A 22,019-nucleotide genomic window follows, 5' to 3' on the forward strand; every position below is an offset into this window, starting at 1 on the left:
GCTGCGACGCAGAGCCGGGACCCAGAACTGTCAGCCGTGAAGCTGGAGAGGTGGGCCCCGGCTCAGCGGCGCATCATTTCATGATGCGCTGCGTCCGGGGCACGAGACCGTTTTACGACGCCCGCTGGGCCGCGGTCATCACGATCCGGATCAGATCGGCGGCATTGCGCGCACCGAGCTTCTTCATGATGTTGGCGCGGTGGTCCTCGATGGTGCGCGGGCTGATGCCGAGCGTGCGGCCGGCTTCCTTGTTGGAGGCGCCGGCGGCGAACTGTTCGAGCACCTCGCGCTCGCGCCGCGTCAACGGCTCGCGTCCGGGGAAATGCAGCGAGCCGAACTTCGGCGCGGCGTTCTCCGACTGCCTGCGTGCATAGGCGCCGATCGCCTCGTCGAGCCGGCCGACGATCTCGCTGCCGCGGAACGGCTTCTCGATGAAGTCGAGCGCGCCGCTCTTGATGGCCCCCACCGCCATCGCGATGTCGCCCTGTCCGGAGATCATGAAGATCGGTGCCGGATAGTCTTCGCCGTGCAGCTCGTTGAGAATGTCGAGGCCCGACTTGCCGGGAATATGCACGTCCAGCAGGACCGCCGCCGGTGTGCGGCTTCGCGCGACGGAGAGCAATGCTGCGCCGTCCGCAAAACAGATCACCTCATAGCCCGCGGCCTTCAACACCATCGACAAGGTGTCACGAACGGCAGCGTCGTCGTCGACCACGAAGATTTCACCGCGAGAGCTTTGTTCAGCCATGTGCCCACATCCGGTTGGCATGAAGGATTCGCGTCCGCGCCAACCGTTATGGCGTTCGGCGCGGATTCGGCCCACCCGTATTTGTACGGGACATGGACTTAACGCACAAGTAGCGGCAAGTCGCCTAATTACAGAGCACGGAGAATATCCATGCTGAATTTGGCCGCTACGCCGCCTCTGGTCGCAATGCCCGAAGCCGAGAGCCGTCTGCTGATTGCGGCTGACCTTCGCTTGCTGATCTCGCAGATCGAGACCAGCATGCGCCGGATCGCCACAGCCATGGATCAAGAACACGGCAGTGATCCGGAAGGTTCCGCCGATGTCTTCCTGCTCGACGACGTCACGCCCCGGTATGCCACGGCTAGCGCCGCCCTCGACGCCTGCCGGGCGGGCCTTGGCCACGCCGTGGAATGCCTGTCGGAAGCCAGCAGCACAGTGTAGATCGCTGCGGCGCGGCGGCCGCATTTCGTTGCATGGCAGGCCCGCGGCTCAGGCGCGGTGCCGTTCCACGATCGCGTCGCTGGCGACACCACCCCAGGTGTGGATCGCCGGCAGGCCCATCGCGGTCTTGCCGAGATTGGCGAGGCTGATGCGCAACGCCGCCAGATCCAGCGGCTTGGGCAAGCTCTGGAGCACGATTCCGACGGAACGGGCGAAGCTGCGAGCGGCGCTGCGGCGCTTGCCGTCCATGCCGCTGATGACGATCACGGCGCCGCCAAATTTTGCCTTTGCCATCTCGCCCAGCACGTCGATGCCGTCGCCATCCTCCAGCACGAGATCGAGCGTCACGCAGTCGAAGCGTGCGGCGCGGAGCTTTTCGATCGCTTCCGCCACGGACGGCGCCACGGTGACTTCGTGGCCGGCCTGTCTGGCGGCGACCGTGATCAGGCTGCGCTGCGTGGCGTCGTCATCGACCACCAGGAGCTGAAGTGCGCGCCGCTCGGTGCCGTCGGGCAGGTTTGACGGGAGGGGGGAGAGAGAGCTTCTGGGCATTACCGTATCCTGAGATTGAGACCGGCCATGGATACATGGCTCGCGCTTAGGCGACGTAAAGCCGCTGCGGCAAATTCGGTGGGATGTTTCAGCAAATATGAACCAACGTCTCGGCAAACGGCGGCGAGACGCACGTGAAGATCACGCCGCCTCGTCACGGCCACCGGCCGCGCGCTTCTTCCGATTCTTGCCACGCAGGAACTGGATGTCCATTTCGAGGCCGTTGACGCGCACCAATTCGCAGCGGCGGTAAGCAAGGCCGGTCGACGACAACAGCAGGAAGAACTCTTTCAGGTTCAGGCCCTGAATCGAGCCTTCCACCGTGAGGATGGCGTCTGTGTCGGAGATCGCGTTGAGCTTGCAGTCGCGGCGCCAGGTGCCGTCGATGGCCATGATGCAGACATCGTAGCCGCGACTGAACGTCACCCGCTCCAGACCCTTTCCATCCTCGGACATGCTTATCGTCCCGCCATCACAGCCACGCGCGGCGCGGCGCCGGCGAAAGCCGGCTTGGCAGCTGCGGCACGCGGATCGTTCGGCTTGTAGAGACCGCGCCGCTCCGGAATCGGCTTGAACGTGTCGGTCAGTCCGACCACGGTTTCGGCCGCGCCCAGCACCAGGAATCCGTCTCCCTCGATCTGGCGCGCCAGACGGTTGAAGATGTTGATCTTGGTGTCCTGGTCGAAATAGATCAGCACGTTGCGGCAGAAGATGACGTCGAAGGTGCCGAGCTGGGCGAAATCGTGCAGCAGATTGAGCTGCCGGTGCTGGATCATCGCCCGCAGCTCCGGATTGATCTGCCAGGTCTCGCCGGTCTGCCTGAAATATTTCATCAGCATCTGGATCGGCAGACCGCGCTGCACTTCGAACTGGCTGTAGATGCCAGCCTTGGCCTTCTCTAGCACTTCCTGCGACAGGTCGGTCGCGATGATCTCGACGCGCCACCCGGTCAGGGCCGCACCCATCTCTTTCAAGCTCATCGCCAGCGAATACGGCTCCTGTCCGGTCGAGCCGGCAGCGCACCAGATCCGCACGCTACGGCGGCCGGCGCGGGCTTTGATCACTTCGGGCATGATGGTGTCGCGGAAATGATCGAACGGGACCTTGTCGCGGAAGAAGAAGGTCTCGTTGGTCGTCATCGCCTCGACCACGCTGGTGACGAGCGCGCTCGCGCCTGCGCCTTGCAGCTTTTGCACGAGCTCGCCGATCCCGGAGAGCCCGCCCTTGCGGGCGAGCGGCAGCAGCCGGCTTTCAATCAGATATTGCTTGTCTGCGGACAGATCGAGCCCGGAATGATCCCTCAGGAACTTACGCAGATACTCATATTCGGTCGCGGTCACGGATAGCCTCTCGGAAGCTGTACTGGGAACACTCTGGCTGGAACACTCCGCCAGATAACTCAGACCATGACTTGCCCGACCGGGATCAAGCCGACTTCAGCAAACTTGTCGGCGATGATGTCTTTGTCGAAGGGCTTCATGATGTACTCGTTGGCGCCGCCGCTGAGCGCCTGAGCGATATGAGCCACGTTGTTTTCGGTGGTGCAGAACACCACCTTGGGCTCCTCGCCGCCGGGCAGGCGGCGCATGTGGCCCATGAACTCGAAGCCGTCCATCACCGGCATGTTCCAATCGAGCAGCACTGCGTCGGGCAGCTTCCGCTGGCAGATCTCGAGCGCTTTCGAGCCGTCCTCGGCCTCGGTGACTTCGAATTCCAGGCCTTCCAGGATCCGGCGCGCGATCTTGCGCACGACGCTGGAATCATCGACCACCAAACACGTTTTCATTTGGTTCTCCGCTTCGATGTTTTTGGGGCTCACGCAGCCATTTGCACTTCGGTCTTCAATTCGAGGACGCGATCGACGTCGAGGACGACCATGAGCTGTCCGTCGAGGCGGTGGACGCCGCCGGCGAGCTTGGCCATGCGGGGATCGAGGTTGACGGGGTTTTCTTCCATGTTGTCTTCGGCAAGCCGCAGCACCTCGCCGATCTGGTCGATCAGCAGGCCGTAGGATTCACCGCGCAGGTCGACGCCGACCGCCATCGGCGGCTTGCCGTCCTCGGGCCTGGGCAGGCCGAGCCGGGCGCGCATGTCGACCACGGTGACGATGCGGCCGCGCAGGTTCAGCACGCCCGCGATCTCGCGCGAGGACAACGGAACGCGGGTGACGCGCTCGGGCATGAACACGTCCTGGACGCGGGAGATCGGCAGGCCGAACAGCTGGCCGCCGATCATCGCGGTGACGTATTCGACCATGGCGCCTTCGCCGGACTGGGTCTTCCTGGTCATGTGTGTATCTCCTGATCCATGCCGGTTTGTTGGAGCATGATCTCCGCGCAAACGCGTTCCGGGTTTGTCGCGAGGGAAAGCCGCTTCACGCTTTTCCGGATCATGCTCTTACGCCGCCGCCCGGCTCAGCTCGGAGGCGCCGGCGGCGCCCGCGGTCTGTTCCTTCAGCGCCGCGATCAGACCGGGACGGTCGAACTTGGCGACATAGTCGTGGAAGCCGGCCTGACGGCCGCGCTCGATCGCCGCCGGCGACACCAGCGCCGAGAGGCCGATGATCGGCATCGCGCCCAGATTGCTGTCGGAGCGGATAACTTCCGCGAACTCGAACCCGTTCATGTCGGGCATCTCGATGTCGGTCAGGACCACGTCGAAGGTCTGCGCGCGCAGAGCCGCGAGGCCCTCCTGCGCGGTCGGCGCGGTGCGGACCCGGTAGCCGGCGGCCTTGAGCACCGGAGCCAGCATGTTGCGGAAGAACGCGCTGTCGTCGACCAGCAGCACCGATTGCGAGTGCAGCGACGGCTTCATCTCCTTGCGGGTGAACCAGTCGGCGAACGCCATCGGCAGGAAGTGGCCGACGTCGATCACTTCGGTGGCCTGGCCCTTGATCACGGCCGAGCCGAGAATGCCCTGGCTGGAGCCGCCGACCTCGATGTTGAGCCGTTCCTCGACGATGTCGATGATCTCGTCGACGACGAGGCCCATGGAGCGGCCGTCGTCGGAGAACACCAGGATCGGCTGGGCGCCCTGGCTGGCAATGGTGACGCTCTCCATGGCAACCAGCGGCATCAGCTGCTCGCGGTACTGCACCATGTAGCGGCCGTTGCTGAACTCGATCTTGTCGGCGGGCAGCTCCTCCAGGCGCGTGACCAGCCCGAGCGGGACCGCCTTGGGCTGGGACGAGCCGGCGCGGAAGACCAGCAGCGAGGTGGTCTGCTCGCCCGTTCCGATGTGATGGGCCCCGTTCTCGTTGGCCATGTCATGGGCCGAGGCGCCGGCGGCGCCGAGCGCCTTGGCAATGCCGTTGGGGTCGATGATCATGATGACCGCGCCGTCGCCCAAAATGGTGTTGCCGGAGAACATGTCGATGTGACGCAGCTTCGTCGACATCGGCTTGACCACGATTTCTTCGGTGTGGAACACGCCGTCGACCACGATGCCGAAGGTCTGGCTGCCGACCTGGGTCACCACGATAAAACCGTTCTCGGGATCGGAGACGGCGCCGTCGTCGATCTTGAGCAGCTTCTTGAGGTGGATCAGCGGCAACAGCTTGTTGCGCAACCTGAGGACCGCGGTGTCCTTGATGCGCTCGATGCGGTGCTCGGAGTTGGCGCGGGCACGGACCAGTTCGACCACGGCGAGCTGCGGGATCGCAAAACGGTCGCCGGCGGCCTCCACGATCAGCGCGGAGACGATGGCCAAGGTCAGCGGAATCTTGATGGTGACGGAGGAGCCCTCGCCGGCCACCGACTTGATGTCGATGGTGCCGCCGATCTGGTCGATATTGGTGCGCACCACGTCCATGCCGACGCCGCGGCCCGACACCGAGGTGATGGCGGCCGCGGTGGAGAAGCCCGGGGCGAAGATGAACTTGTGGATCTGGGCTTCGCTCATCTTCTCGAGCTCGGCCTCGGTGGCCAGACCCGAGGAGATCGCCTTGGCCTTGATCCTGTCGGTGTTGAGCCCACGGCCGTTGTCGGCGATGCAGATGATGATGTGGCCGCCCTCGTGATAGGCGGACAGGCGGATGGTGCCCTGCTCGCCCTTGCCGCCGGCGAGACGCTCGGCCGGGGTCTCCAGGCCATGGTCGGCGGAGTTGCGCACCATGTGGGTGAGCGGGTCCTTGATCAGGTCGAGCACCTGGCGGTCGAGCTCGGTGTCGGCACCGTGCATCTCCAGCTCGATCTGCTTGCCGAGTTCGCCCGAGAGGTCGCGGACGATGCGGGGCAGCTTCTGCCAGGCATTGCCGATCGGCTGCATGCGCGTCTTCATGACGCCTTCCTGCAGCTCGGCGGTGACGTTGGACAGCCGCTGCAACGGCACCTTGAACTCGGTGTCCTCGTTGCGGCGGGAGATCTCCAGCAGCTGGTTGCGGGTCAGCACCAGCTCGGAGACCATGGTCATCAGATGCTCCAGCGTATCCACGTTGACGCGGATCGACTGGTTGGCGATGCGGTCGCCCTCGGAGGCCGTCTCGTCGGCCCCCGACTTCTTCGGGGCGGGCTTTGCCTTGGCGTCCTTGGCCGTGTCCTTGGCCGTTTCCTTGGCAGTTTCCTTCGCCACAGGCGCCGGCGCCTCAACGGCTGGTGCGGGCTCGGCCTTTACTTCAGCTTTGGCAACGGGCGCGGGGGCCGGGGCTTCGATCGCGGTCTCGCGGAAGGCGCGCTCAAGCTCGTCGAGCGACACTTCGCCCAAACGCAGCGGCCGCTCCAGGGTCTGGTCGGCCAGCACGCCGGAGGTCGGCGCGGCTTCAACGGCGACAGGTGCTTCCGGCACCAGCGGCGGCGCTTCGGCCACGGGAGCAGCAGCGACACCTGCGGCCATGCCGTGCTCGACCATCGCTTCCAGCTTGTCGATCAGGTCGCGGTCGGTGCCCTCGGGCTCGGCTTCGGTCGCCTCGAGCCCGGCCAAAATTTCCTTGATGCGGTCGATCGAGGACAGGATCACCGTCACCGCCTGCCCGGTCACCGGCATGCCGTCACGGAATTTGCCCATCAGCGTCTCGCCGGCATGCGCCAGCGCTTCCAGGCGCGGCAATCCGAGGAAGCCGCAGGTGCCCTTGATGGTGTGGACCAGGCGGAAGATGTTATCCAGGATCTTGGCGTTGTTCGGCTCCTGCTCGAACTTCACAAGCTGATTGTCCACCGTGTCCAGGCTCTCGCCGGTTTCCGTCAAAAACTCCCGCAACAGATCATCCATGAGCTACGCCTTACTGACCTGGATCTCGACGCCCGAGCCGCGCTTGGCATGGACGGAAGCCCTACCTTGGATCGTTAGACATCCCCTTTCACGGTCCCGTTAATTTCATCCTCCGTGCTAATACGGATATTGAAGAGAAGTGTGTCGTTCGACCGCATGCGACAGCGCTTTTCGGCCAGACCGGCACCACGCCGCGACGGCCGGACGCATTGGGTAAACGTGCCGATAACAGCAAGGCCGGGCGCGCAGGAAAGCCCTGCTCGTGAAGCACGATATGCACGGCCTTCGGGGAATTGAACCGAGCCGCCTGCAATCCGGCGCGCTCTCGCCACCGTCGCTTGGTGCTTTGCCGGGATTCGCCAGATCCGCGCTTTGCGGTAAACGAACGGTTACCCGCGTCCGCTGCGGCCGGTGCCGCGCTAACCGAGGCGCCCCGCCGAGGCAAGGTCGCCGTCGGGACGGCGCTCCGCCAGACAATCGTTGATGGCGGCGAGCGACGCGATCATCCTGGACGCGGATGTGCACGCGGTCGCAGCCGCGGACGGACATCTTGTCCCAATTGCCAATATATCCCGACGGGAACATGATGAAACTTACCCGGACAGCAAGCAGTTTCGCGTGCTGCGACTCGCTGGTCCAGAAGACGGGAGGCAGCTTTGGAAACGATGGTGCGTTCATCCAACGGTTTCCTGTCCGCGCTGTCGGCAGACGATTATGAATTGATCCGTCCGCATTTGCGTATGGTCGATCTGCCGCATGACGCGGTGCTGGTCGAGACCGGCGAGACGCTCAAGCGCGCCTACTTTCCCCACCGCGGCGTCATCTCGCTGGTGGTGGAACTCGCCAGGGGCGAGCATGTGCAGGTCGCCATGATCGGCCGCGACAGCCTGCTCGGAACGCTCTCGACCATGGGCGATGCCTGCGCGCTGAACACGGCGATCGTGCTGGTTCCCGGTTCCGCCTCCGTGATGGACCTCGACGTGCTGCGCGTGGCGGCCGACCAGAGCGGCACCCTGCGGACGCTACTCACGCGTCACGGGCTGGCGGTCTACGCGCAGGTCCAGCAGACTGCGGGCTGCAACGCCGCCCATCCGGTGGAAGCGCGGCTGTCGCGCTGCCTGTTGCACACCCATGACCTCTCCGGCGACTTTCGGCTGCTGCTGACCCAGGAGGCCATGGCGCAGATGATCGGAGCGCGGCGCAACAGCGTGTCGCTGGTCGCCAATACCTTGCAGCAGGCCAATTTCATCCACTACACCCGCGGGCACATCCAGATCCTCAACCTCGACGGCCTGCGCCAGACGGCGTGCGAATGCTACGCCACCGTGAAGGCGCAGTACGACCGGTTGCTCGGCCCGCGCTGACCGGCGCCGCCGCGTGGTGAACCGGCGGCTAATTCCGGCCTGCAAACACCGATCATCCTGCTACCGGAACTGAAATCGGGATGCCGTAGACACGGGCCTGACGCGCAGCCGTTACGGGCCGGGCGAACCGTGATCGAGGCAGGCAAACCCATGTTCGAAGTCACCGTCGCGGCGGCGCAGACAGCGAACGAGGCCGAGCCCGCGCGCGAGCCGGGCGCGTACCAGGCGCTGGTGCGCGAGATCGGCGAGGACGGTGCCGGTGAAGTGCGCGGCGTGTTCTGGCGCGAGACCTGCGCGCGCCTGCAACAGTTCCGCACGCTCTCGCTCGCGCAGCACCACGGCAGGATCGCGCGCGAAGCGCATTCGCTGAAGAGCGCGGCCGCAACGTTCGGCTATGTCAGGCTCGCGGCGCTGGCGCTGCGGCTGGAGATGACCGCGGAGAGGCTGGGTGGCCCCGAATTCCGCGATCTCCTGGACCTGATGGACGCCGCCTACGCCGCCGCGCGCGCGCAGGAGCCCGAGGCCTAGATTCTTATCTGACGCGTTTTCTTCACGCGAACCGGCATCCACTTCGCTCGAAAAACGCTCTGACCACTCACGCGTGCATCCCCGCCGTACTTCTACGGTTTGGGATTTTCACAGAAGGCTAATCATAAGTGGCGATAGTCACCGGAAACCAGGAGGGTTTCCATGTTCACCTACGAGACTGCGGACCAGAAAGAGGTCCGTCGCTTCCGCATCGCACAGTTCAACGGCCGGATGGCGACGGTGACCGCTGGCGAGGCGACGGTGACTGGCTTCGTGCGTTCGGTGCTGGTGCAGGAATCGAGCACACCGCCCCGCTGGACCATCACCATCATTCCCAACGGGCCAAAGGAAGAGCTCAAGCCGCTGCGGCCCTCGTCGCGCGCACGTCCGTTCGCTGAAGATTATTTCTGAGTGCGATCGGGCTCCGGGCTTTATCCCGAGATTGCTCGGGATAAAGCCCGGCCCCCGCCGCCGACGGGCGGCACGGCACAAGAGCCTTCAGTCGATCGAATGCAGCAGCGCCGCACGGACGAGATCCGCGGTGTTGCGCGCACCGAGCTTGCGCATCGCCTCGGCGCGATGGCTCTCGAAGGTGCGCGGACTGATCTGCATCCGAAGCGCCCCCTGCTTGTTCGAATAGCCCTCGCTGATCAGCCTCAGCACCTCGCGCTCGCGCTTGGTCAGCCGCTTCTGGCCTGACAGGCCGAGGATTTCGGCGCTCGGCACCCGCTGCGGCGCGCGCGCGGCGGCCTTCGATTCGGCGTCCTCGGCCCTGGACGCGGTCGGCAGGCCGCCCTTGTGAGAACCGGCAAGCTGCTTGACCAGGCCACAAACCCGCTCGGTCTGCGCCAGCGCATTCTCCACCACCCGCTGCAAATAGGCACGGTCGCCCGTCACAGGCGCGAGCTGATCGCTGTGGTGCTTGATTTCGCCCATGTAGAGCAGGAGCGCAGTGAGGGGGCCGTTGAGCTCGCGGGCGATGGCGGCGGCCATTTCGTCGGCCGCCTTGGCGCGGGCGGCGTTCAGGCGGACCACATCGAGCTCTTCAGTTGGAGCAGCTTTACTTTCGTACCATTCCGACGGCCGCGAATCAGTGGCCGTATCATTCTGTGACCCCATGTCACTCTTTAGCGGAACCCAGGCCGATCTGTGGTTAACTTTTTTCCCCGTAAGACTACGGCTATTTTGGCCGTTTTGTGCTGAAACACCGGCATAGGCACACTTTATGCTTGAGTGGTTTCATCACCCAACATGCTTAGGTTGATAAATCTGCCCAAATGCTGGGCAGATGGGCCGGAGCCTTTTAACCATCGCATCCCCGCCGGATACCGCCGCTCCCGGACTTTACGGATAAATTAACGGCGGCTTGCTTCTCTATGTCGCAATTGAGAGCGCGCAAATGCCTCCATGCATTGGGCCGGTAGGCCTGCTGGAATCGTTGCGGAAGATTGCGTGCCATGAACGAGATCGACCAGCTATCGGACTTCCTGCAGAAGCTGACGCCGCTGTCGCGCAGCTGCCTGCTCAGCGAGATCGAGCGGCTTGAGCTGTGCGGCATCGACATGCCCGGCGCGGCCGATATCCACTCCAAGCTGCGGGCCGAATTTCGCAAGGACGGATCGAGCCAGGCCCGCGCCACCAGCCCCTCGCGTTATTTCTTCGCGCCGCTCGAGCTGCTCCTGATCGACGGCGCGCCCGAGCACGCCAATCTGGGGCGGATCTCGCGCAACACCCTCACCCCGATCTGGGAGTGGATCTGCCGCGACCTGCTGCCGACCATGGCGCGCGACTACATCAAGGCGATCAACGACCAGGTCGCCGCCAACAACCCGAAGGAAGTGCTGAAGATCGCATCGACCTTCCAGACCAAGGTCGTCAAGGTCCTCGAGAGCACGCTCGCATCAGTGGAGAGCACCGAGTTCGCGCGCGGCAAGCTCGCGCAATACACGGCGTCGCGCACCGCCTTCGACGACGTGAAGAAGATGAGACATGTGCTGCGCGCCGGCGCCGCGCTGCCGAAGTTCAACGAAAAGCTGCCCGAGAAAATCGCGAAATTCGACGACGGCCTGGTTACCCAGATCACCGCGCAACTCGACGCTTTCAAGAAGGCCAATCCCGAGGCGCTGCCGTTCGCGCTGGCGCTGCTGGCGAGGCGGTTGAAGACGCCCTGGCAATTGGTGCGCATTGCCACCAAGCCAGCCGCAAGCAAGAGCGCCGCCGATGTCGCCGCCGCACCCTATGCCTTCGTCGTTCACATGGTGCTCGACCAGCTCGACGACAAACGCCTCGCTTTGCGCATCGCGCTTCGTCACAATCGGGTGCTGGTCGCGCGCGACCTGCTCACCGAGATCTACGACACCGAGTATGCGCTCAAGGTGCGCATCGACGGGATCGAGAATTGCGAATGGGGCATTCGCCTCCAGCAATTGATGGACGCGATCGCGGCGCTGGTGTCCGCCGAGGTGAGCCGCTTCCCTTCCAATGTCGGCCACATTCTCGGCTCGCGCCGGCTGCGCAGCCACGACACGCTCGGCGGAAAGCTGAGCTATCTGGCCTGGAAGGGACGCGATGCGATCGAAGACGGTGCGGCCGCGCTCCGCAAATTGATCGGCCAAACCTGATCCCGCTCTACTGCGCGCGCGGCAGGCTCAGGAAGCGATCGAGAAATCGTCCTGACAGCACGAATCTGAACCACCAATACATTATTCGCCGCGTCGTCATTGCTGCGATCCCTGACAGCCCACCACCGGCTGCCCAGAGCAATAGCGCAGCTGCAGCAATACGCATGTGATGTGCTTCACAATGGCGCCGGCGCAGCCGGACGCATCGTCGCAGAACCGTCACGAGCGAAGCGGGAACATACGCGCATCGCGCGAAGCCCACGGGCAATTGAGGCGGCCATTATTCAATTGGGCGAAGGCGCGCGCGGCTTCGTCCAATTGCAGGACAGTGCGCGTGCATACCGCCGCACCGCACGTCGCGAAAATCTCCGTTGATTGCCGCACACCTGCGCGCGCCGCGCGGGCAGACCTAAAAACTTCTCCAACGATATCCAGACAATTTTAGACATGATGGGTGCTTTAACGTTACCCAGATAATTCAACAATCGACTGAAGCCTTCCATATTTGAAACTGCTCCCATCGCTAACACCTGTCGCGGAACGGGAGTGGTTTGCGATGAAAGATGAAACTGTTGAACTCGCTGGACGAAGGCCGAAAACCTTCGGACGACGAAAGGTGACGCCGCGAGCATGCGTGGCCGACGGCAAGCGCCATCTGCGCGCTTTTCTCTCCGAAGTGCTGGAGGATCTCGGCTTCGTCACCACCGAATGCGCCAGCGCCGACGAGCTGCGAACCGTACTGGCGAGCGAATTGCCCGACCTGATCCTGCTCGGCATCGCTGCCGACGGCATCGAGCCCGGCATGTTTCTGGAGACGCTGGTGCGCGAGGCGTTCGACGGCAAGGTTCTGGCCGTCGGCGCCCGCGAGTCGATCATCGTCAGGGCCGTGCAGCAGGTCGGCGAGGAATATGGCCTTGCGATGCTGCCGCCGCTGACGACGCCCTTTGCCGCGGAGACGTTGCGCGATCGCGTCGCGATGCTGCTGCCGAACGAGCCGGCGCCAAGCCCGGCCGTGCATGTCGGCGAGGCCCTGCATGCCGGCTGGCTCGAGCTGTGGTACCAGCCCAGGATCGACGCGCGCACGCTGATCCGCAGCGGCGCCGAGGCGCTGGTGCGGATGCGGCATCCGACCTGGGGCGTGGTGCCGCCGGCCTATTTCATCCCCGAAGAGCACGACCCGCATCTGCGCGACCTCTCCGAATTCGTGATCGAGCGCGCCATGCAGGACTGGCACTATCTGCTGGAGCAGCAGAGCCCGGTCGATCTCTCGATCAATTTGCCCGCGTCGTATCTGACGGAGCCGCAGGCCGTGCGCGATCTCTGCCGCCGCATGCCGACGCATCCGGCGTTCGGCGGGCTGACGATCGAGATCGACAGCGACGAGGCGATCCGCGACCTCGATCACCTCGCCGAGGTCGCCCGCGAAGTGCGCCTGCACAATATCGGCCTGTCGATCGACAATCTCGGCGCCAACTGGCCGTCGCTGATGGATATGGACAAGATTCCCTTCATCAAGCTGAAGGCCGACCGGCACTTCGTCACCGGCAGCGGCAGTGACCGCCTCAAGCGCACGGTGTGCCGCCACATCGTCGAGCTCGCGCAGGGCTACGGCGCCGGCACCGTGGCCGAAGGCGTCGAGAGCCGCGCCGATCTCGTCGCCGCGAACGAGCTCGGCTTCGACTGCGTGCAGGGCTTTCTGTTCGGCAAGCCGATGCCGCTGAAGAAGTTCGCAAGGAGCACGCTGACGCGGACGGTGATGGGAGGCGCGTGAGGCGGCCTCAGGCAAACCGCCGCGCGAAGAACACGCAGGCGACCACGAGCGCGGTCGCGGCGATCATGCTCCAGGCGACGGGTTCGTGCAGAAGCCAGCCTGCGAGCGCGAGTCCGAAGAACGGCTGGAGCTGCTGCAACTGGCCGACGCGGGCGATGCCGCCGATCGCAAGCCCGCGATACCAGAAGATGAAACCGACGAACATGCTGAACACCGAGACGTAGGCGAGCCCGATCCAGGCGGGCGCGCCGACGCCGCTCCAGGTCGACGGCCAGCTCCAGATCACGATCGGCACCATCAGCGGCAGCGCCAGCAGCAGCGCCCAGGAGATCACCTGCCAGCCGCCGAGGCGGCGCGACAGCGCGCCGCCCTCGGCGTAGCCGAGCCCGCACAGCACGATCGCCGCGACCATCAGCAGATCGCCGGTCAGCGATGCGGAGCCGTCGTTGGAGAAGGCAAAGCCCGCCACCGTGGCGCTGCCGAGGACGGCGAACAGCCAGAACATCGGCTGCGGCCGTTCGCCGCCGCGCAACACGCCGAAGATCGCGGTCGACAGCGGCAGCAAGCCGATGAAGACGATCGAATGCGCAGACGTGATGTGCTGGAGCGCGAGCGCCGTCAGCAGGGGGAAGCCGACCACGACCCCGATGGAGATGATGGCGAGCGAGACGAGATCCTTCCGCTGCGGCCGCGCCTGACGAAGCAGGCCGAGCACGACCACACCGATCAGTGCCGCAATGACCGCGCGCGCGGACGTCAGGAACAGCGCGGAAAAATCGCCGACCGCCACGCGCGTCGCCGGCAGCGAGCCGCTGAAGATGATGACACCGAGCAGCCCGTTGCCCCAGCCGCTCCCGGAAGATTGCATGTCCGTCTCGCTTGTTGGGTGACGATCATCGGCCTTCGCAAGGAGGCTGGCCAACGTGCGTGACGATCAAGTCCCACGTCTTTCGCGACCGGACAACAAGAAAAACTCGAAAACAACCCCATGCACAGTAGCCGGCGGCTGCAAGATCAATGACTTACGCGGGGGCGGGAGTCGTCGAACTCGTCAGGCAAGTTCCCAAGAGATGCACGTCGAGGGAATGAGGAGTCTGAATCGGCGCAGCCAGATCGATCAGGCGCTGGGGCACACAGGGCAAGCCCCCAGCGCCCATCTATGAGGTGCCGGCCGACCGATTTGGCACTGATCGTGCCGCTCTGGATACCACGCGCGGTCCTTCGCCGAACCAGAACACGGCACGGTGAAATCCGTTTTTCTAGGCCGATGATCCCGCGCCGGTCGCCGGTCGCTCTTCGTTTGTGGGCCACCCAATTGAACTACCTGTCACCATCTGTTATCTGTGATTGCAGTGTGGGCGATTGGTGGCGCGCCGCCGTATTCTTTGGCAAAACATTGGACGCTTATCTTCAGATTGCGGAATCTGTACTGCGCACTACTCGAGCGCCGATGACACCGCGTGAGATTTTAAAGCGCGGGCTTGCCTTGGGGAAGGTGCCGCCAAGGTTGCACGGGAAGACTCAGCACAAGACGCTTCAAGCGCGGATCAGCGAAGACATTTTGCTCCGGCGAGAACGCAGCTCTTTCTTTCGAACGAAGCCCGGCGTGTTTTTCTTGCGGGAATTCATCACTGACACGTCTATCCCGGAGAGGTACAGAGTTCCTATCATAGCTCGGCGTAGACAACGCGAGTTGGCCGTTAGTCAAGCACTCGCATTCGACATCGCCACAGTCGATCATTTGTGCACAAGCACCTGCTCGGTATCAGCGCCAAAAATATTGGGCTTGCTGCAAGCACGAAAATTTCATTATGCGCGTAGCACCAAAGAGTCGCGCGCGGACGAAGTTGTCGTCTGGGCGTTCACTTTGGTGCTGCGAGACAACGCGGTCTTGACATATCGCAACGGCCGCTATCGCGAAGATCGCGACAGCTTCCTTCAAAAGCGATCCCTCGGATTTTTCTCGCCTGTAGTGCAAGATGATTTGAGTCTGTTCGATCAGACCGACCATGGGATCGTTGCAAGTGGCCTACGTGCGTTGAACGTGGATTTGAGTTTAAACGCCGAATACGAGTTGGCCGATTCGGCTCGTTTAGACAGTTTTGTGTGCACGTGCGAAGAAAAGGGCACTCGAAATCTGTTGGCTGTCGTGTATTTCGACTGTCCTAAGTGGTTTGAGCCGTTGACGCGCCGGTTAGCCATCAACGATCTTAGGTGGCACGATCTCTCCACCCCCGTTAATCACATCGAAGATTTTGACCCTTGGTCACAACTTATACTAGATCACGCCCAGCGCATTGCGGGAAAGTACAACCATCAGATGAGGCGTCGTCCGAAAAGATTTATTAGCCCAGAGGAAGAGGCGTACGTTCGACTCCTGATTGGGAATGAAGATTCGGAAAATCGAAAATCAGGGCTCGAAACGCTCTGCAGGCTATATCGATCCGGGTTTGTCCTTCGCGAGCGATACTCTGTAGTTTTGTTTGCGATGGCTTTGCTCCACGATACGGAGCCTCGTGTTCGTCGCTGGGCTCTCAACGCTTTAGCTCTTATCGGGTCAAAGGAGGAAGTCGCTGCGATTTTGGAAGCGATTAAGCGTAATGAGGCCGACCCTGATATACTCGCCGCGGGCATTGCGGCCCTTTGCGCGATTGTTGACCCGGAAGAAGCTCGACGCCAACTAAAGGGGGCCAACCTACCTATCGAGGGGGCTATCCTATTAGCTGCGGCTCAACAGAGTGCTAGCTTCAACGAAGAACTTCGCGGCATCCGCATCAACATCGATAAGGCCGATGTCCCTCAGTTGCGTCTAGCGTCGATTTTGATCGGTCTTGGGAAAGCGCCAAAGAATTTTTTCGACGGCAAGTTTAAGAACCGTCACGTGATCGGAAGCTTGAACGGGCACGACGACAGGATTGTTGCGCAATACTCCGGCCATTTGCGAAAATAAAACATTGGGGCCGAAGGCGCTAGGGATCAAGCTGAAGGATATCGAAGGCAGACCTGATAAGGTCAGAAAGTATGTTTATCAAACCATTGCTAGCGATGCCGTTGCCGCTAAGAAAAATCGGGACCTGCTAGTGCAAGGATCGGAAGACCAGTCGGTCGATGCCCGCAATGGACTTGCGATCGGCCTCCGTCACACATTCTTCGACTCCATGGAAGAGCTTGTATTGGATTGGTGGCCGGAGGAAGAGAGCGATAGCGTTCGACAGCGGTTGTTGGAGCACATGGCGACGCACGCCGACAAATGCTCCCTATATGAGCAGCCGGTGTTGCAGACTTACAGAGATGCGCCAACCAACTCTCTCAGCCGTAACCGGCTGGAGTCCGCAGCGCGCGACACTAGGCTATTCACCACCATGCGCGTCATTGCGCACGATGCCGAAGGTGACGACCTATTTGGTTATGGTCACGTGTCGCAGCGCGTACGTTCATTCAACGGCCCGGAAACGCCCTTGCAAAGAGCACAAAAAATAAAGGTGCTGCTAGTTACTGCGCTCCCGAAAGAGGCGGCCGCGGTAAAGGCAACCTTCGATTCTCGCGAGACCCTCGGAGTGTCGGGTGACGCGAACCTTTATGAGATTGGAGTGTACGAGCACAACAACCTGCGGCGCGAAGTGCTGGCCGCAACCTCAGGCATGGGCACGTTGGACGCCAGCGCGCTTACGACGAACGCGTTACGCTCGTTTCCGCAACTTGAGCACATAATCATGGTTGGAATTGCCGGCGGCTGCCCCAATCACAAGGAAGGCCGACGAACACGTGAGATTGGGCGACATTGTCACGTCCGGCGGCAATGGAATCATTGCGCACGACTTTGTTAAAGAGACGGTCGATGGACGGGAGACTCGTAGTGCGCCGCAGAAACCTAGCGCAGCGCTGTTGAGGATAGCGACGCACCTTCAGGCTGAAGAACTCTTGGGGCAGAGACCATGGGACGCAATCGCCGCGTCTGCACTCGACCGACTAGGCGACGCTTACCGACGTCCTCCCGCTGCTACCGATGTGCTGTATGACGGGAAGGCGAAGGTGGAGCACCCGAACGATGGCCAAAGATGCGATGACCTTCCTAGAGTCTTTTCGGGGGTGATTGCCGCCGCCGACACGTTGCTGAAAAACGCCGCTACCCGAGATCAGCTACGAGACCGGTTCAACGCACGCGCCGTTGAGATGGAGGCGAGCGGCGTTCAGAACGCTGCGTGGCATGCGAACAAGGACATCTTCGTCGTCAGAGGGATTTGCGATTACTGCGATGCTCAGAAGAGCGACGTCTGGCAGAACTGCGCCGCTCTGGTAGCTGCAGCCTACACTCGTGCGCTGGTCCAAGCGATGCCCGCCGCGTGGATTTAGCGTTGTAGGGCAGCGCTGCACGCCCACGGCAAATGCAGAGGCTGGACCGGCGCGTAGTTTTGCATCGACCAACTGGAAGGTCCTTCTACGGGTTTCCCGCGGCTCGCCCGCCTAGCGCTCCCAAAGCCCGACATGGTCAAATGACCGACGACGCCATTTTCTTCAGAAGAACGTGAGCGGCCCGAGACATAGGTGGCATTTCGTACCGGACACATGGGTTACACTTTTCGCTTTTTTGCAAGCGGGAGGTGTGGATGCCGTGGAAAGCGAGTTCGGTCATGGAAGAACGCCTGCGCTTTGTCGCCCGCCTGTTGGACGGGGAGGCCATGACGGACGTGTGCCGGGATTTCGGCGTCTCGCGCAAGACCGGCTACAAGATGTTCGATCGCTACAAGGAGCACGGTCTTGAGGCCCTGAGCGATCGCTCGCGGCGGCCGGTGCGCTACGCCAACCAGCTGCCGGAGCAGATCGAGAGCCTGATTGTCCGGCTCAAGGGCGAGAAGCCGCACTGGGGCGCGCGCAAGATCCGGGAACTGCTGGTCCGACGGCTGGACGGCGATATCCGGGTTCCGGCCAAGAGTACCATCCATGCGGTCCTCGACCGCCATGACCTGGTCAAGCGCGCCGGCGGGCCGCGCCACCGCGCGCGCGGCACGCCGCTCTCCGCGGGCACGGGACCCAATGATCTGTGGTGCGCCGACTTCAAGGGCGAGTTCAAGCTCGGCAATGGCCGCTACTGTTACCCGCTGACCGTCACCGATCATGCCTCGCGCTTCCTGCTGTTGTGCGAGGCGCTCGATTCCACGCGTGAAGAGCCTGCCATTACCGCCTTTGAACGGCTGTTCCGCGAGCGCGGCTTGCCGTTCGCCATCCGCTCCGACAACGGCGTGCCCTTTGCCAGTCCCAATGCCCTGTTCAATCTCTCAAAGCTCGCGGTCTGGTGGCTGAGGCTCGGCATCGTCATCGAACGCATCAAGCCCGGCCATCCACAGCAGAACGGCCGCCATGAGCGCATGCATCTCACCCTCAAGAAGGAGACGACCCGTCCGCCGGGCGCCAACAGCCTGCAGCAGCAGGAACGCTTCGACGCCTTCGTCCGCGAGTTCAATACCGAACGGCCGCATGAGGCGCTGCAGATGAAATGCCCCGCCGAACTCTATCGCGCCTCACCACGCCGTTACGATGGCTTGCCCGAGTTGATCTATCCGTTCCACGATCGCGAGATTCTCGTGACCGCTTGCGGGCGCCTCTGCCTGCATCGCAAGCGAATCAACATCTCGACCGTGCTGGCCGGCCAGAAACTCGGCATCAAGGAGGTCGACGACGGCATTTGGCTCGTCAGCTTCATGCACTATGATTTGGGATACTTCGACCTGGAGCAGAAAACCCTGCAACCCCTCGACAACCCGTTCGGCACGAGGTTGTCACCCATGTCTTAGGTACAATCTGTTACCGATGTCTCCGGGCTGGACAACGACCAGTATGGCGGAGAGGGAGGGATTCGAACCCCCGATAGGCTTGCACCTATGCCGCATTTCGAGTGCGGTGCATTCGACCACTCTGCCACCTCTCCTGAAGGCGCCAAGTAAGGAGCAGGGCCCCTGTGGTTGGGGGCGTTAATAGGCGAGGATGGCGGGCCAGACAAGGCGCGCGAGCGGAAAATCGGACCGGTTTTCCGGCCGGACCCACGATGTCGCGGTGGCGATGGGGCGACCCTCGGATTTCGGCGGCAGTTTGAGCGAATTGGGCGTGAACCGTTGGCCGATGACCCGGCGCGAGCCCAGAGGCAGCGCCATCGCCGCCCGAATCACCGGTCTCCCGGAAAGCTCATGCTGCCCCCAAAGGGAGGTGGGACCGCCAGACGCGGTAAACACTGGCGGTCCCGTGCCGCTCATTAAAATACTGGCTGGGAAGGGCGGCTTCGCCGGCCAGGTGAGGCGACGGTTCGACCCTAGCGCGCGGCCGGTGCGCCGCAACGCAAACCGGCCCTTAACCTAACCAGTCAAGGTTACTCTGGAGCCGCTTCCGTTCCGATGAATCGGAACCGGTCTCCAGATTGTTGTTTTGGCGCGTTTTCTTGACGCGAACCGGCATCCACTTCGCTCGAAAACGCCAGCTAGTCGGCCTTGTTGCCGTTCTTGCCCTTCTTCTTGCCGTTGTCCGTGGAATCCCGGTCTTTTCCGCTATCCTTGCCTTGGCCGCTGTCCTTGCGGCGGTTGGTGAAGCGGGCATTGCCGAGCCCAGTGCCGATGGTGAGCACGCCCCAGCGATCGACGTCCTGCATGAACGGCACTTCCGAGAGGCCCTGAACCACGCCGTCATTGTGCATCAGGATCGCGGTGTCGTGCTCGCCGATCTCAGGGATGCCCTCGATCAGGCTCGCCGGCAGGTTGAACTTGCTGCTCTCCCAATTGCCCGGCAGGTTCTGCGCGCCTTTCTCGATCGAGCCGTCCTCGTCGATCACGCCGGGACAGGCGATGCCGATGAAGGGTGCCAGCTTGAAGCCTTCCGCCTCGGCCTCCGTGATCAGCCCCTTCAGCATCTTGGTGAGCCGCTTCACTGCGCCTTCGCGCGTCGGCTCGTCGTCGGCATGACGCCACAGCTCGGACTTCACGACCTTGGCCTTCGACAGGTCTTTTGCCTTTTTCCAGCCGGTCTCGACCAGGCCGCAGCGGATGTTGGTGCCGCCGATATCGACGGCGAGGATGCTGTCATAGGCTTCGAAGATCCATGACGGCGCCAGATGCAGCGCGCCGATCAGGCCGGCTTCATCGGGGTGATGACGGATCGGCATCATGTCGATCTTGAAGTCCTCGGATTTGAGGATGATCTCGGCGCGGGCGATCGCGAGTTCGCCGAGCCGGGAATCGCGGAAACCGCCACCGACCACGATGCGCCTCGGTCCTGGCCCAGGCCTTGGACTTCAGGAAGCGGCGCGTGACGTAAGCGAGCTCCTGCGCGAAGTCCTCGATCGCGCTGTGCACGACCGCGGAGGCCTCGACATCGTCACCCACCAGGATGGCATCCAGTGTCTTCTTGCTGACCTCCTCCGACGGCTCCTTGCCGAACGGGTCTTCGCCGGTCTTACGCAGCGGCTTGCGCCAGCGATCGAGGATCTCGCGGAACGCGCCCTTGCTGGCGCGGTCGCCGAGAAAGCCGTCCTCGTCCTTCATCTCGATGTTCAAACTGTCGACGTCCACCGACGGCAGCCGTGCCGCGCCGTGGGTGGCGATGCCCGTCGTCTTGACCAACTCTTCCGTTGCCATGGATGCCCCCTCGCCCTTTGCGAACTTCGTCAGGACAACGGCGGCGGAACCCGTTGGTTGCAGCGCGGGCGGGATTCAGCAGGGAGCTCCGATCTGGCCCAAACCCTTCAATTCCGGGCCGTTTTCGCCTGCTTTTCCTTGACTCCCGGAAGCGAGCGGCTATAAATCCCGCAACCGGCGCGGGGCGTTTCTCGCGCCGCTTGTTTTTGCGTGGGTTTTCAAAGGGATAACTCCCGCCCGCACAAAACTCGCATAAACCAATATTCGCATAAACCCGCGACTGACAAAAAGCCGGCCCCGACACTATGTCGCGAGGCCGGGAATGAACACGAAGGAAAACAACGATGTTCGCAGTCATCAAAACCGGCGGCCGGCAGTACCGCGTCGTTCCGGATGATGTCCTGGAAGTAGGCAAGATCGAAGGCGAAGTCGGCTCGATCGTGCAGTTGAACGAAGTTCTGCTGGTCGGTGGCGACACGCCGCTCCTGGGCCTGCCGACGGTCGCAGGTGCGTCCGTGGCGGTCGAGGTGCTCGACCACAAGCGTGGCCCCAAGGTCATCGCGTTCAAGAAGCGCCGCCGCAAGAACTCGCGCCGCAAGCGCGGCTATCGCGACGAGATCACGGTGTTGCGCATCAGCGAGATCCTGACGGACGGCGCCAAGCCCACCAAGGGCCCGCGTCCGAAGCGGGAAAAGGTCGTCAAGCCAGAGACCACGACCGAAGACGCCGACGCCGCATAATTTGATCACGCGCAATCACGAAGTGATGCGTGAGAAATTGTGAAATGATTCCGTCAAGGAATTGATCTAGAAATACGTAAGATTTCGGAGACGAGCCATGGCTCACAAAAAAGCAGGCGGTTCATCGCGCAACGGTCGCGATTCCAAAGGCAAGCGCCTCGGTATCAAGGCGTTCGGCGGGGAAGTTGTGATTCCCGGCAACATCATTGCGCGTCAGCGCGGCACCACCTGGCATCCCGGCCTTAATGTCGGCATGGGCACCGACCACACTTTGTTCGCCAAGGTCGAGGGTCGCGTAACATTCCAGGCCAAAGCCAACGGTCGCACCTTCATCTCGGTGCTCCCGCTCGCAGAGGCGGCTGAATAGACGGTGGATCAAATTTGGAGTCCGCCGGGTCCCAGACCGAACCGGCGGAGTCCTTGAGATCAA

At 62.7% G+C, this 22,019-nt stretch carries 22 protein-coding genes, 1 tRNA gene and 1 pseudogene; 12 read left to right on the forward strand and 12 right to left on the reverse strand.

Annotation, left to right across the window (positions count from 1 at the left end; genetic code table 11):
- Positions 1-112: 112 nt before the first annotated feature.
- A complete protein-coding gene (locus ACVWYI_RS01410; protein ID WP_007604420.1) occupies positions 113-748 on the reverse strand; it encodes a response regulator transcription factor in 636 nt (211 codons plus the stop codon).
- Between the two features lie 150 nt (positions 749-898).
- On the opposite strand from ACVWYI_RS01410, the gene ACVWYI_RS01415 reads away from it, so the two are divergent.
- Positions 899-1,189 (forward strand): hypothetical protein, encoded by a 291-nt coding sequence (locus ACVWYI_RS01415; RefSeq protein ID WP_354103393.1) that lies wholly within the window; start codon positions 899-901, stop codon positions 1,187-1,189.
- A 48-nt stretch (positions 1,190-1,237) separates the two neighbouring features.
- Here ACVWYI_RS01415 and ACVWYI_RS01420 read toward each other — a convergent pair whose 3' ends face one another.
- The 6 genes from ACVWYI_RS01420 to ACVWYI_RS01445 form a co-directional block, all read right to left on the reverse strand.
- Positions 1,238-1,741 carry a response regulator gene (locus ACVWYI_RS01420; protein WP_247345197.1) on the reverse strand — a complete coding sequence of 168 codons (504 nt, stop codon included), beginning with the start codon at positions 1,739-1,741 and terminating at the stop codon, positions 1,238-1,240.
- Between the two features lie 141 nt (positions 1,742-1,882).
- The gene (locus ACVWYI_RS01425) at positions 1,883-2,197 is read right to left on the reverse strand and encodes a PilZ domain-containing protein (RefSeq protein ID WP_247345200.1); all 315 of its coding nucleotides are present in this window, start codon (positions 2,195-2,197) and stop codon (positions 1,883-1,885) included.
- A gap of 2 nt (positions 2,198-2,199) precedes the next feature.
- Entirely contained in the window at positions 2,200-3,081 is an 882-nt protein-coding gene (locus ACVWYI_RS01430) for a CheR family methyltransferase (RefSeq protein WP_247345203.1), read from the reverse strand.
- A 59-nt stretch (positions 3,082-3,140) separates the two neighbouring features.
- On the reverse strand, positions 3,141-3,527 hold the full coding sequence (locus ACVWYI_RS01435) for a response regulator (RefSeq protein WP_247345208.1): 387 nt from the start codon (positions 3,525-3,527) through the stop codon (positions 3,141-3,143).
- Positions 3,528-3,556: 29 nt separating this feature from the next.
- Positions 3,557-4,030, reverse strand: a complete 474-nt coding sequence (locus tag ACVWYI_RS01440) for a chemotaxis protein CheW (protein ID WP_354049728.1) — start codon at positions 4,028-4,030, stop codon at positions 3,557-3,559.
- A gap of 108 nt (positions 4,031-4,138) precedes the next feature.
- Positions 4,139-6,946 carry a hybrid sensor histidine kinase/response regulator gene (locus tag ACVWYI_RS01445; protein WP_456661022.1) on the reverse strand — a complete coding sequence of 936 codons (2,808 nt, stop codon included), beginning with the start codon at positions 6,944-6,946 and terminating at the stop codon, positions 4,139-4,141.
- Between the two features lie 665 nt (positions 6,947-7,611).
- Between ACVWYI_RS01445 and ACVWYI_RS01450 the strand changes: the two genes are divergently transcribed.
- The 3 genes from ACVWYI_RS01450 (at position 7,612) to ACVWYI_RS01460 (ending at position 9,249) form a co-directional block, all read left to right on the forward strand.
- Positions 7,612-8,310 carry a Crp/Fnr family transcriptional regulator gene (locus ACVWYI_RS01450; RefSeq protein WP_456661023.1) on the forward strand — a complete coding sequence of 233 codons (699 nt, stop codon included), beginning with the start codon at positions 7,612-7,614 and terminating at the stop codon, positions 8,308-8,310.
- A gap of 150 nt (positions 8,311-8,460) precedes the next feature.
- Positions 8,461-8,838 carry an Hpt domain-containing protein gene (locus tag ACVWYI_RS01455; RefSeq protein ID WP_456661024.1) on the forward strand — a complete coding sequence of 126 codons (378 nt, stop codon included), beginning with the start codon at positions 8,461-8,463 and terminating at the stop codon, positions 8,836-8,838.
- A 162-nt stretch (positions 8,839-9,000) separates the two neighbouring features.
- Complete coding sequence (locus tag ACVWYI_RS01460; RefSeq protein ID WP_247339500.1) at positions 9,001-9,249, forward strand: hypothetical protein; 249 nt, start codon at positions 9,001-9,003, stop codon at positions 9,247-9,249.
- Between the two features lie 87 nt (positions 9,250-9,336).
- Here ACVWYI_RS01460 and ACVWYI_RS01465 read toward each other — a convergent pair whose 3' ends face one another.
- Complete coding sequence (locus ACVWYI_RS01465) at positions 9,337-9,957, reverse strand: LuxR C-terminal-related transcriptional regulator (RefSeq protein ID WP_247339499.1); 621 nt, start codon at positions 9,955-9,957, stop codon at positions 9,337-9,339.
- A 338-nt stretch (positions 9,958-10,295) separates the two neighbouring features.
- Here ACVWYI_RS01465 and ACVWYI_RS01470 point away from each other — a divergent pair, with 338 nt between their 5' ends.
- Both ACVWYI_RS01470 and ACVWYI_RS01475 read left to right on the forward strand, forming a co-directional pair.
- Positions 10,296-11,459, forward strand: a complete 1,164-nt coding sequence (locus tag ACVWYI_RS01470; protein WP_456661025.1) for a hypothetical protein — start codon at positions 10,296-10,298, stop codon at positions 11,457-11,459.
- 556 nt (positions 11,460-12,015) lie between these two features.
- A complete protein-coding gene (locus tag ACVWYI_RS01475) occupies positions 12,016-13,230 on the forward strand; it encodes an EAL domain-containing response regulator (protein WP_247444046.1) in 1,215 nt (404 codons plus the stop codon).
- A gap of 7 nt (positions 13,231-13,237) precedes the next feature.
- Here the strand turns inward: ACVWYI_RS01475 and ACVWYI_RS01480 are convergent, their stop codons facing one another.
- Entirely contained in the window at positions 13,238-14,098 is an 861-nt protein-coding gene (locus ACVWYI_RS01480; RefSeq protein WP_456661026.1) for a DMT family transporter, read from the reverse strand.
- 447 nt (positions 14,099-14,545) lie between these two features.
- Between ACVWYI_RS01480 and ACVWYI_RS01485 the strand changes: the two genes are divergently transcribed.
- The 4 genes from ACVWYI_RS01485 (at position 14,546) to ACVWYI_RS01500 (ending at position 19,022) form a co-directional block, all read left to right on the forward strand.
- Positions 14,546-16,180, forward strand: coding sequence for an HTH domain-containing protein (locus ACVWYI_RS01485; RefSeq protein ID WP_456661027.1), 1,635 nt, complete (start codon positions 14,546-14,548; stop codon positions 16,178-16,180).
- Positions 16,149-17,057, forward strand: a complete 909-nt coding sequence (locus tag ACVWYI_RS01490) for a hypothetical protein (RefSeq protein WP_456661028.1) — start codon at positions 16,149-16,151, stop codon at positions 17,055-17,057. Before ACVWYI_RS01485 ends, ACVWYI_RS01490 begins: the two co-directional genes overlap by 32 nt.
- Before the next feature lie 205 nt (positions 17,058-17,262).
- Positions 17,263-17,583 (forward strand): phosphorylase family protein, encoded by a 321-nt coding sequence (locus ACVWYI_RS01495; RefSeq protein WP_456664467.1) that lies wholly within the window; start codon positions 17,263-17,265, stop codon positions 17,581-17,583.
- A 254-nt stretch (positions 17,584-17,837) separates the two neighbouring features.
- Positions 17,838-19,022 carry an integrase core domain-containing protein gene (locus ACVWYI_RS01500; RefSeq protein ID WP_456660981.1) on the forward strand — a complete coding sequence of 395 codons (1,185 nt, stop codon included), beginning with the start codon at positions 17,838-17,840 and terminating at the stop codon, positions 19,020-19,022.
- Positions 19,023-19,066: 44 nt separating this feature from the next.
- Here ACVWYI_RS01500 and ACVWYI_RS01505 read toward each other — a convergent pair.
- The 3 genes and pseudogenes from ACVWYI_RS01505 to ACVWYI_RS01515 all read right to left on the reverse strand — a co-directional run bounded on the left by ACVWYI_RS01505 (position 19,067) and on the right by ACVWYI_RS01515 (position 20,849).
- Positions 19,067-19,156 (reverse strand) — tRNA-Ser (locus tag ACVWYI_RS01505).
- 43 nt (positions 19,157-19,199) lie between these two features.
- A complete protein-coding gene (locus ACVWYI_RS01510; protein ID WP_456661029.1) occupies positions 19,200-19,379 on the reverse strand; it encodes a hypothetical protein in 180 nt (59 codons plus the stop codon).
- 320 nt (positions 19,380-19,699) lie between these two features.
- A pseudogene (locus ACVWYI_RS01515) lies at positions 19,700-20,849 on the reverse strand (ROK family protein).
- A gap of 344 nt (positions 20,850-21,193) precedes the next feature.
- On the opposite strand from ACVWYI_RS01515, the gene rplU reads away from it, so the two are divergent.
- Both rplU and rpmA read left to right on the forward strand, forming a co-directional pair.
- Positions 21,194-21,589 (forward strand): 50S ribosomal protein L21, encoded by a 396-nt coding sequence (rplU, locus tag ACVWYI_RS01520; protein ID WP_247339473.1) that lies wholly within the window; start codon positions 21,194-21,196, stop codon positions 21,587-21,589.
- Positions 21,590-21,686: 97 nt separating this feature from the next.
- The gene (rpmA, locus tag ACVWYI_RS01525; RefSeq protein ID WP_007598923.1) at positions 21,687-21,956 is read left to right on the forward strand and encodes a 50S ribosomal protein L27; all 270 of its coding nucleotides are present in this window, start codon (positions 21,687-21,689) and stop codon (positions 21,954-21,956) included.
- Positions 21,957-22,019 lie beyond the last annotated feature (63 nt).

This window comes from Bradyrhizobium sp. LB13.1, assembly GCF_054056815.1.

Bases quoted from the DNA above. Each gene is read 5' to 3' on its own strand.
- ACVWYI_RS01410 (WP_007604420.1), bottom strand. From the start codon at position 748: ATGGCTGAACAAAGCTCTCGCGGTGAAATCTTCGTGGTCGACGACGAC.
- ACVWYI_RS01415 (WP_354103393.1), top strand. From the start codon at position 899: ATGCTGAATTTGGCCGCTACGCCGCCTCTGGTCGCAATGCCCGAAGCC.
- ACVWYI_RS01420 (WP_247345197.1), bottom strand. From the start codon at position 1,741: ATGCCCAGAAGCTCTCTCTCCCCCCTCCCGTCAAACCTGCCCGACGGC.
- ACVWYI_RS01425 (WP_247345200.1), bottom strand. From the start codon at position 2,197: ATGTCCGAGGATGGAAAGGGTCTGGAGCGGGTGACGTTCAGTCGCGGC.
- ACVWYI_RS01435 (WP_247345208.1), bottom strand. From the start codon at position 3,527: ATGAAAACGTGTTTGGTGGTCGATGATTCCAGCGTCGTGCGCAAGATC.
- ACVWYI_RS01440 (WP_354049728.1), bottom strand. From the start codon at position 4,030: ATGACCAGGAAGACCCAGTCCGGCGAAGGCGCCATGGTCGAATACGTC.
- ACVWYI_RS01445 (WP_456661022.1), bottom strand. From the start codon at position 6,946: ATGGATGATCTGTTGCGGGAGTTTTTGACGGAAACCGGCGAGAGCCTG.
- ACVWYI_RS01450 (WP_456661023.1), top strand. From the start codon at position 7,612: ATGGTGCGTTCATCCAACGGTTTCCTGTCCGCGCTGTCGGCAGACGAT.
- ACVWYI_RS01455 (WP_456661024.1), top strand. From the start codon at position 8,461: ATGTTCGAAGTCACCGTCGCGGCGGCGCAGACAGCGAACGAGGCCGAG.
- ACVWYI_RS01460 (WP_247339500.1), top strand. From the start codon at position 9,001: ATGTTCACCTACGAGACTGCGGACCAGAAAGAGGTCCGTCGCTTCCGC.
- ACVWYI_RS01465 (WP_247339499.1), bottom strand. From the start codon at position 9,957: ATGGGGTCACAGAATGATACGGCCACTGATTCGCGGCCGTCGGAATGG.
- ACVWYI_RS01470 (WP_456661025.1), top strand. From the start codon at position 10,296: ATGAACGAGATCGACCAGCTATCGGACTTCCTGCAGAAGCTGACGCCG.
- ACVWYI_RS01475 (WP_247444046.1), top strand. From the start codon at position 12,016: ATGAAAGATGAAACTGTTGAACTCGCTGGACGAAGGCCGAAAACCTTC.
- ACVWYI_RS01480 (WP_456661026.1), bottom strand. From the start codon at position 14,098: ATGCAATCTTCCGGGAGCGGCTGGGGCAACGGGCTGCTCGGTGTCATC.
- ACVWYI_RS01500 (WP_456660981.1), top strand. From the start codon at position 17,838: ATGCCGTGGAAAGCGAGTTCGGTCATGGAAGAACGCCTGCGCTTTGTC.
- ACVWYI_RS01510 (WP_456661029.1), bottom strand. From the start codon at position 19,379: ATGGCGCTGCCTCTGGGCTCGCGCCGGGTCATCGGCCAACGGTTCACG.
- rplU (WP_247339473.1), top strand. From the start codon at position 21,194: ATGTTCGCAGTCATCAAAACCGGCGGCCGGCAGTACCGCGTCGTTCCG.
- rpmA (WP_007598923.1), top strand. From the start codon at position 21,687: ATGGCTCACAAAAAAGCAGGCGGTTCATCGCGCAACGGTCGCGATTCC.